The sequence below is a fragment of the Clostridium sp. genome (assembly GCF_016650095.1).
Classification (GTDB): Bacteria; Bacillota; Clostridia; order Clostridiales; family Clostridiaceae; genus Clostridium_AD.
Genome location: NZ_JAENWL010000123.1, coordinates 1 through 9,049 on the forward strand (window position 1 = coordinate 1; position 9,049 = coordinate 9,049).

The window sequence follows — 9,049 nt, forward strand, 5'->3', positions numbered from 1 at the left end:
AAACCTAATTTCTCAGCGTTTTCTATGGCTTTATCTAACTGTTTGTATCTATATAATAAAAGATTTCTAGATACTTCTTCTCGTGCTGTACTTAGATAGAAGGGAATGCAGTAAGCTTCAGTATCCCAATAAGTGCCTCCACCATATTTTTCACCGGTGAAACCTTTTGGACCTATATTTAGCCTATGATCTTCTCCAGTATAGGTCTGATTTAGTTGGAATATATTAAATCTAATACCTTGCTGCGCAGAAACATCGCCTTCAATAACTATATCGCTTTCCTTCCACTTTTCACTCCAAGCACGAGCCTGCTCTTTTAATAATACTTCAAACCCATCTTTCTTGGCTTTACTACAAAGTTCTTTAGTTTTTGAAATTAATTCTGATACTTTATAATATCTTGATGAGGTATTTGCAACATATTTATATATTATAACTTCATCATTTTCGATGCAATTAACTAAAGCGGTACTTGCAACATATTTTTCACCTTGGTCTATTTCCACAAGTGGTTCAATTAGTTCACCATTAATTGTTAATTCATAGGTCATATATGTGCAGATGTTAAAATCTAATTTTTTAGTTTTGAGCATCAGAAATGCTTCATATGGTTTAGATTCCTTCGAAATTTCATCCCAAAACTTCTCGTCATAATTAGAATCAGAATTCTTAACATCTCCATCAAGGTAAGGTGTAATCTCTATTTTACCCTTGAAATTTATTGGCTTTATAGAATACTTTATAGCTCCTATTTCGCCACGGGACATGCTTATAAATCTTTTAGCTTTTACCTTAATCTCATTTCCATTTTCAAGTACAGCATTAAAGCTTCTTTGTAAATAGCCTTGCTTCATATTCAAAACTTTTTCGTATTCTTTTACTGTGCACTTTGCAAGATCTAAAGAAATATCATTAATTTTAATGTTAATACCAATCCAATTTGTTGAGTTTAAAACCTTAGCAAAATATTCTGGATATCCATTTTTCCACCAACCAACTCTTGTTTTGTCAGGATAGTAAACCCCCGCTATATAATTTCCTTGAAGAGAAGTCCCACTGTATTCTTCTTCAAAATTTGCTCTTTGTCCCATATATCCATTGCCTAAACTAAAAATACTCTCAGATATTTCGTTGCTTGCAGCATGGAATCCTTCTTCAATGATACTCCATTCATCTAATTTATAGTAGTATTCCATTAAAAACCTCCTAGCGATTCTCTGGGGCACTAAACAATTATTAATTGGTTAGCTCCTTGTAATTTTATTTTATCAAAAGTCATATCTACAAAATCTAAAAGCACTAAATCAGCTTTATTTAATATGGTTTTAGAACCTATTCCAATGCAATGCATTCCTGCGTTAATAGCAGCTGCAACGCCTGCCTCCGCATCTTCAAATACAATACACTGACAAGGTAATACTTTAAGCGCCTGCGCACCTTTTAAGAAAACCTCAGGATCAGGCTTTGCTTTAGACACTTTTGTACCATCAATTATCACATCAAAATAAGCCGTTAAATTCAACTTATTAAGAATAAGCATAGAATTTTTACTCGCAGAACCTAAGGCTATTTTCATACTATTTGCCTTGACACTTTCTAAAAAAACTATAACCCCAGGTAAAATATCACGAGGTGTTAATTTCGAAATATATTCCACATACCAAATATTCTTTTTCTCTGCTAGTTCATCTTTTTTATCTTGATCCAATGTTACATTTCCTATTTCCAATATTATGTCCAGTGACCGCATTCTGCTTACGCCTTTTAGCCTCTCATTGTCTTTTAAAGAAAACTCAATGTTTAGCTCTTGGGCTAGCTTCTTCCATGCCAAATAATGATATTTAGCAGTATCAACTAATACACCATCTAAATCAAATATAAATGCTTTAATGTTATTCATAACTTCCCCCTCTAATTTTACGCATCTTCAAAAAAATAAATAGTCAATATGCTTATCTATTTTTACAATGCTGTATATTATGGTTTAAACCCTATTGTATTATAATAATATAAAATTACGCATTTGTGAATGCGTTTGCACAAAATATTTTGTATTTTTTTTATGAAGGGGATAATTGTTGCAATAAAAGTAAAATAACTTACTTATTAGTTAGCTGAATGTTCCTTATGCATAACCTTGCTTAATATAATATTTAATAATATAATAAGCATAGATTATTTTTAGAAAGTAGGAAGTGATTTTTTAATGTCAGTAACTATAAAAGATGTAGCTAAGCTAGCAAATGTATCACCCTCAACAGTTTCAAGAGTAATTGCGGATAATCCTAAAATTAGTGACGCAACAAAACAAAAGGTCTATAAAGCATTGAAGGAAATGGATTATCATCCTAATGCAATAGCTAGGAGCCTAGTTAGTAAAACAACAAAAACAATAGGACTAATTTTACCTAACACTGATGAGGATTTATTTGTTAATCCTTTTTTTATTCAAATTATGCGAGGTATAAGTCATTATGCGCAAAAAAAAGGATATTATATTTTGTATGCTTACAGTAGTAATGAAGATCAAGAAGTAGAGTATATAGCAAGTTTAATAAATAGTAGAAGAACTGATGGGATTATTTTAGCAACAGTACGGAAGGATGACAAATGTATTGCCTACTTAAAAAAAGCAGATTATCCTTTCGTAGTTATAGGTAAGCCAGAAAATACAGAAGGGATTTTATGGGTTGATAATGATAACTTTCACGCTATGTATAATGTTGTTAATTATCTTATACAAAAGGGCGAGAAAAAAATTGCATTTATAGGAGGGTCTCCTAATCTTAATGTAACTATAAATAGATTAGAAGGTTATAAGAGTGCAATGAATAATATTGGAATAAAAATAGATGAAAACATGATACAAGTAGCAGAGTTTACAGAAAATAGTGGATATGATGCTATGAAAAAAATATTGAATAACTCAAGCCCTACAGCCGTTGTCACAACAGATGATTTAATTGCCTTTGGTGCATCTAGAGCTATAAGTGAAATGTCAGATCAACATATTTCTATTGTTGGGTTTAATAACACACCCCTTGCAACTTACAGAATTCCTGCATTATCTTCAGTAGATATTAATTCTGAAGAGTTAGGTTATTTTGCAGTTAAATTATTAATAAACAAATTAGAGAATGATAAAGAATATATAAGTAATTATATTATTGATACAAAATTGGTTGAAAGAGAGTCAACTAAATAACGCTAAATTACTATGGTTATTTTTTAGGTGTGCTTACATACTATGAATAAAATATCCTTTACTATATTCTTTATTATTTTTAAGGAGAGAGATTTAATAATGGAAGAAATATTACAAATCCACGAATCTACTTACAATGGGGATGATTTAGGCGCAGCTTATACTGCGATAAATACAACATTTAAGGTTTGGGCACCAACTGCGGAAAAAATTACAGTAGTGGTTTATGAGACTTTTAATGATGACTTAGGTCAAAAGCATGAAATGATTAAAAGGGAAAAAGGAGTTTGGGAGTTTAAACTTAATGGCAATTTGAGAAATAAATATTATAATTATTTAGTATTAAATGGTGAAGAGGAAAAGGAAACACCAGATATCTATACTAAAGGTGCAAGTGCTAATGGGAAAAAGGGTATGATTGTTGATTTTCAATCTCTAAATCCTATCGATTGGGAAATTCATAAAAAACCTTTACCAATTAACAGAACTGAGGCAGTAATATATGAACTTCATGTTAGGGATTTTTCAGTATCACAAGATTCAGGAATTAAAAATAAAGGAAAATATCTAGCTTTCACTGAAAAAAACACCAAAACTCCTGAGGGTGTTGTTACGGGACTCGACCATCTTAAAGATTTAGGAATAACTCATGTTCATTTATTACCTGTTTTTGATTTTGCAAGTGTGGATGAAACTGTGGGGGGCTATAATTGGGGATATGATCCATATTTATATAATGTTCCTGAAGGTTCTTATGCTACGGATTCACAAGATGGTACAGTACGAATTAAAGAATTTAAGAATATGATTCAAACACTGCATGAAAATGGCATTAGTGTAATTATGGATGTTGTATATAATCATACCTCTACTACAGGAAATTCACCAATGGACATTTTGGTACCGGGGTATTACTATAGAAAAGATGACGATGGCAACGCTACTAATGGTTCAGGTTGTGGAAATGAAACTGCGTCAGAGAAACCGATGATGCGAAAATTTATAGTAGATAGTATTAAGTTCTGGGCAGAGGAATACCAAATAGATGGATTTAGATTTGATTTAATGGCCCTTTATGATATTGATACAATGAAAGAAATAGTGACGCAAGCAAAAGTTATTAACCCAAATATTATTATTTATGGGGAACCATGGACAGGGGGAGCATCATCATTACCATTCTCATTGCAGGTTAAAAAAGGTAGTCAAAAGGGTATGCAGGTATCTGTATTTAATGATGGCTTAAGAAATGCAATAAAGGGGGATAATGACGGTAACCAGATAGGCTTTGTAAATGGTGGAGTAGGACTAGAACTAGAAATTAAAAAGGGGATTGTGGGCGCCATTGATTTTTACGATGAAATTTCTGATTTTTCCAAGGAACCTGGAGAATCCATAAACTATGCAAGTGCTCATGATAATTTATGCTTATTTGATAAATTTGAAAAAAGCAATCCTAACAATACTCCTTTAGAAAGAGAAAAAATGAATAGATTGGCTTTATCTATAATCCTTACATCTCAAGGAGTGCCTTTCATTCAAGGTGGGACTGAAATACTAAGGACCAAACAAGGAAACCACAATAGCTATAATTCTGGTGATGAGGTAAATGAAATACGCTGGAGTAGGAAAGCTGAGTTCTCAGAAACCTATGAATATATTAAGGGTTTAATTTCTTTAAGAAAAAGCCAAAAGGTAATGACCTTAGACAATGATTGTGAAGTAAGAGACTCTTTGTTATTCCTTGAAACGCCTTGTAACTGCGTAGCTTATGAACTAACTTCCAGCAACACTGAGGATTACCATAAATTAATTATAATTCATAATGCGAACAAAGAAGAAATAAAAATTATTTTACCGGACACCACAGAGTGGAAGATCTTAGCAAATGAATATGAAGTAAATAAAACCGGTGTGAGTAAAGGATCTAAAACTTGCATTAACGAGGTAATTGTACCATACCTTTCTACCTATATATTATGTAAATAATCATTAAAAAGATATAGTGCAGTCCATCGCACTATATCTTTTATTCTAATTCATATTAAGATTTACCCATTACTTTGATGGAGTATTAAAATCTAAGGCTCTATCTCAATATAAGCTATTGCCTTTTTGTTAAATAAATATTTCTTGCCCATAGTGTTAATTTCATGAGGTCTGGAGTTTTCAAAATTGTAAAACCAACTTTTAAACAGATCAGATTCAGATTGTTTTAATTCAAATAATTCTTTTTCACCACTAATAAAAGAAATCGTTAACATTTTATGCACTCCCTTTCAAGTACAGAATATTCTGTACTATTACTTATTCTATACATAAATTAAATCCCCTCTATTCAGACATCAATTTATATGAAAATATTTTTAATTATTAACCATAAACATAAGAATTATCTAATATGGAAAGAAATTTATCTAATTTAACCTTTTTAGTAAAAATATTGAAAATAATTTTATATAAAAAAAAGAAACCTTCACTAAAGCATTAGCAGTGATAGATTTGCTTTTTTGTTATTAGTCTAAACATTCTAGACATTCATTGATTACATCTTCTGTAATTTCAATTAGTTCGTCGTTTCTCATATAAACACCTCCTTAATAGTCGAGTGCGGCACAAAACAAATATTAATTATTTTGCTCCTTTAATTTGATTTAAAGTATTGCTATAACAAAACACGATATGTTATAAGCTTTGTCAGTACGTTATTCAATAAAATTTTTCATAAGGGATTCATTAAGAAATTTTAGAATGAAGAGGGTAAGAATTAAAGAATTGAAATTTTAAAATTCATGTCTTCTCTTTTGTTAAGTGAATTAATGATCCGTTTTTATGCAATGTATTAGCAAGTATTTCATACTTTTGCAAATATTTTATTGCGACTAGGTAACTCTATAAGTATACCTCATTCTAATTAGAAATGCAAGTGAATTTTTGAAATAAATGCAAATTACAATATTTAAGTCGATTTACCATATTAGAAATAGAAGAATGATAAATCGACTTTTAATATTAATTTTTTCTGAAATATTATTAATTTATAATTTATAATTTTTATTTTGAAATAATGGCTTGAACTCTGCCTACCTGGCCATCTTCTAACATAACTTTTATACCCCTTGGGTGTACTGCCGAGTTTGTTAACAACCTTTTTACTACACCTCTGGTAAGCTTATCAGTTCTTTGGTCTTTTTTTAATACAACATCTACAGTAATACCAATAGGTATATTACTTCTTATTTGTCCTCTTTTATCATTTTGAGTATTCATTATTTGTAGTCTCCTTCAATAAAATTACTTGCTTTATATACAAACAATACTCTAATTACCATTGTCTTGTCAAAAAAAATTGTATGAAAACCGTTTTGTATGGAAAATATATTGTAGAAAATACTTTTTTAGAAAGGAGAAATTATGATGTTCGAATCCTTGTCATTTATACCTGATAATCTTATAAATCCAATTATATCATCTACTTCTATTATAATTGGTGCAATTTTAGGCGGCATTTTCAGTTGGTTCATAACTAAAAATTCAACTTGCAGGTCAATAGAGACGCAAAGTAAAATTGAAAAAGCTAATAGAGAGTATCAGGAACAAAATAAAGCTCGCAAACTCAGTGAGTATGTGATTAGTATTCGATTAGATATATGCACAGCTTTATTTCAAAGTTTAAGAACGTTAAAAGAATTTGATGATAATGATAAAATTAGCATTTACCCTATACCCATGAACTTTAATTATGCTGTATCTATTTCAGCTTTGGAAAAAAAATTTAGTTTAAAAGAAATGAGTTACATATATCAACTATATGGAATCATAGAAAAAATGAATAATGATACAAAAGGATATCATTATGATGAAAAACATTTTGCTTTAATAAAAGAAGACTATGAGATGTTTATTAAAAAACTTTACGGAGATAATTTTTCGAAAGCATTAGCCTTGGATATCGATACAGTAACCTATGAAAATTTATATAATAATAAAATTATAAAACTCGGGTATAAAGATGTACTAATTAAGTTAGACAGTATTAATTATTAAAATTGGGAAGATTTAGTTATTTAAAGTCCCCAATTACCTATTTCAATAAAAAATAATCTTTAACTCTCAATATTGTATTGAAATTTTGACCGAATTGAGCTAAACTGATTAGTAGAGAAAATAACAAGTTAAGTTAGAATTTTAAAAATAAAAAGATATAGAAAATAAAAATGTAGAAATCATGAATTGAAACATAAATTCTATAAATCTAACTTTCTTAATTCGCTTCAAAAGGAGAGAAAATTTATGTCAACTAATAATATTGAAATGATGAAAAAGATCATTGAGGAAAAGAAAAAGAAAAGCTCAGAGCAGGGTGGAATTTCTAGACCTACTAAAGTAATTGGTAAACAAAGAAAAGCAGCAATAAGCAATAAAAAAACTGGCGGTTTATTTGATAAATAGAAATAGATCCTTAAGCGGAACTTTATTTCATAATATATTTATATATAATACCAAAATTATAATGAAAAAGATTAAAGAAAATGAGTTACTAATTTTCTTTAATCTTTTTTTTTACAAAATATATCTCCTGAAATAATAAAGGGTATGAAATATATTCATGAACTAAATTAACAAAACATATTATTAATGAACAAAATCACTTCTTTATTAGCATAGGTAATACAATTATGATAAAATTTTAACTAGTAGAGAGTAGATAAATATGTAAATAATGTATATGATTTATTCTATGATAATATTTTAACTATAGGGGGTATTTGTAATGAAAAATAAAAAAATAATTTCCATAATAGCTGCTAGTGTAATTGCGCTATCAGTATTAAGCGGATGTGGTAAAACAGAAGAACCAGCAGTAGAAACTAAAGCACCTGAAGCAACAGTAGAAACTACAACTCCTGAACCAGTAGCTGAGACTAAAGCGCCTGAAGTATATACAGCTACAGCTCCGGATTTTGATGAACGTGGTTGGAAAGGTGAGGTAACAGTAACTTATACAGATGGGAAAATATCTAAAGTAGAATATGTAGAAGTTAAAAAAGATGGAACGAAAAAGAGCGAAGATAAAGCATACGAAGCAATGGAAACTTCTCCTGGAGAAGCTTACACTCAATTAACTGAAGCTGCACTAAAGGATGATAAAGCAATAACAGTTAGTGGCGCAACTGAGATTTCAAATACTTTTAAAACATTATATACTGAAGCTAAGAGTATGAAGAAATAAACTAATAATTAAATTATGCGGACTTTAGACTTAGGTCTAAGGTCTTTCTTATTGATAAAGATTGTGTAAGAACATGAAAAAGGCTGCCTAACAAGGCAGCCTTTTAAGGCATTGAAATTACTTTATAATCTGCTATTCTTTTAAATTCAGCTTAATCTTATTAAATAATGGGTTACTTTCTTTCTGAAATGTTGTTAAACAATTCTGTGAATCGATACAGTTCCAATAGGTCCGGTTAAACCTACCAATACCATGCTAATAGGGCCACTAGAATTGTTAACAAATCTGAAAGTTTCGCCTGCTGTTGCTGCATAGATCCTATTAGAGCCGCTTATTATTGGATTTGTTGCTGTTATAGATATACCGCCAATAATTCCCCGAAGTGATGATACCAAGTCAATCTCTATAGAAACTGTTCCAGGATTTGGGGTAACAGCTATCTTCCAGCCTATAACATAAACGCCTGTTGTATTTATTGTAAATACACCTGTTGCTGGAGTATAAATGAGATCAGTTCCTACAATATTTACAGCATCATAAATAATAGTGCCTGTAATTGGAATATCTAGTTTATTAGTTGTTATTACACCATTTGCAAACGAATTAAAACT

General features: G+C 30.1%; 9 protein-coding genes and 1 pseudogene. 5 read left to right on the top strand and 5 right to left on the bottom strand.

The window, feature by feature from the left end:
- Window positions 1–1,196, bottom strand: a pseudogene (locus JJE11_RS09025) (glycoside hydrolase family 65 protein); the annotation flags it as partial.
- A gap of 29 nt (window positions 1,197–1,225) precedes the next feature.
- Window positions 1,226–1,900, bottom strand: coding sequence for a beta-phosphoglucomutase (pgmB, locus tag JJE11_RS09030; protein WP_291634749.1), 675 nt, complete (start codon window positions 1,898–1,900; stop codon window positions 1,226–1,228).
- Between the two features lie 306 nt (window positions 1,901–2,206).
- On the opposite strand from pgmB, the gene JJE11_RS09035 reads away from it, so the two are divergent.
- Both JJE11_RS09035 and pulA read left to right on the top strand, forming a co-directional pair.
- Window positions 2,207–3,205 (top strand): LacI family DNA-binding transcriptional regulator, encoded by a 999-nt coding sequence (locus JJE11_RS09035; protein WP_291634751.1) that lies wholly within the window; start codon window positions 2,207–2,209, stop codon window positions 3,203–3,205.
- A 99-nt stretch (window positions 3,206–3,304) separates the two neighbouring features.
- On the top strand, window positions 3,305–5,194 hold the full coding sequence (pulA, locus tag JJE11_RS09040) for a type I pullulanase (RefSeq protein WP_291634752.1): 1,890 nt from the start codon (window positions 3,305–3,307) through the stop codon (window positions 5,192–5,194).
- Window positions 5,195–5,286: 92 nt separating this feature from the next.
- On the opposite strand, the gene JJE11_RS09045 is transcribed toward pulA, so the two are convergent.
- Together JJE11_RS09045 and JJE11_RS09050 are read right to left on the bottom strand one after the other, a co-directional pair.
- The gene (locus JJE11_RS09045) at window positions 5,287–5,469 is read right to left on the bottom strand and encodes a hypothetical protein (RefSeq protein ID WP_291634754.1); all 183 of its coding nucleotides are present in this window, start codon (window positions 5,467–5,469) and stop codon (window positions 5,287–5,289) included.
- Window positions 5,470–6,259: 790 nt separating this feature from the next.
- Window positions 6,260–6,475, bottom strand: coding sequence for a YwbE family protein (locus JJE11_RS09050; protein WP_291634755.1), 216 nt, complete (start codon window positions 6,473–6,475; stop codon window positions 6,260–6,262).
- A gap of 147 nt (window positions 6,476–6,622) precedes the next feature.
- On the opposite strand from JJE11_RS09050, the gene JJE11_RS09055 reads away from it, so the two are divergent.
- The 3 genes from JJE11_RS09055 (at window position 6,623) to JJE11_RS09065 (ending at window position 8,438) form a co-directional block, all read left to right on the top strand.
- Window positions 6,623–7,252 (top strand): hypothetical protein, encoded by a 630-nt coding sequence (locus JJE11_RS09055; protein ID WP_291634756.1) that lies wholly within the window; start codon window positions 6,623–6,625, stop codon window positions 7,250–7,252.
- Between the two features lie 246 nt (window positions 7,253–7,498).
- Window positions 7,499–7,657: a hypothetical protein gene (locus tag JJE11_RS09060; protein ID WP_291634758.1), complete on the top strand. Its 159-nt coding sequence runs from the start codon at window positions 7,499–7,501 to the stop codon at window positions 7,655–7,657.
- Between the two features lie 322 nt (window positions 7,658–7,979).
- Complete coding sequence (locus JJE11_RS09065) at window positions 7,980–8,438, top strand: hypothetical protein (protein ID WP_291634760.1); 459 nt, start codon at window positions 7,980–7,982, stop codon at window positions 8,436–8,438.
- A gap of 194 nt (window positions 8,439–8,632) precedes the next feature.
- Here JJE11_RS09065 and JJE11_RS09070 read toward each other — a convergent pair.
- Window positions 8,633–9,049: hypothetical protein (locus JJE11_RS09070; RefSeq protein ID WP_291634762.1), on the bottom strand; the 417-nt coding region annotated here is incomplete at its 5' end.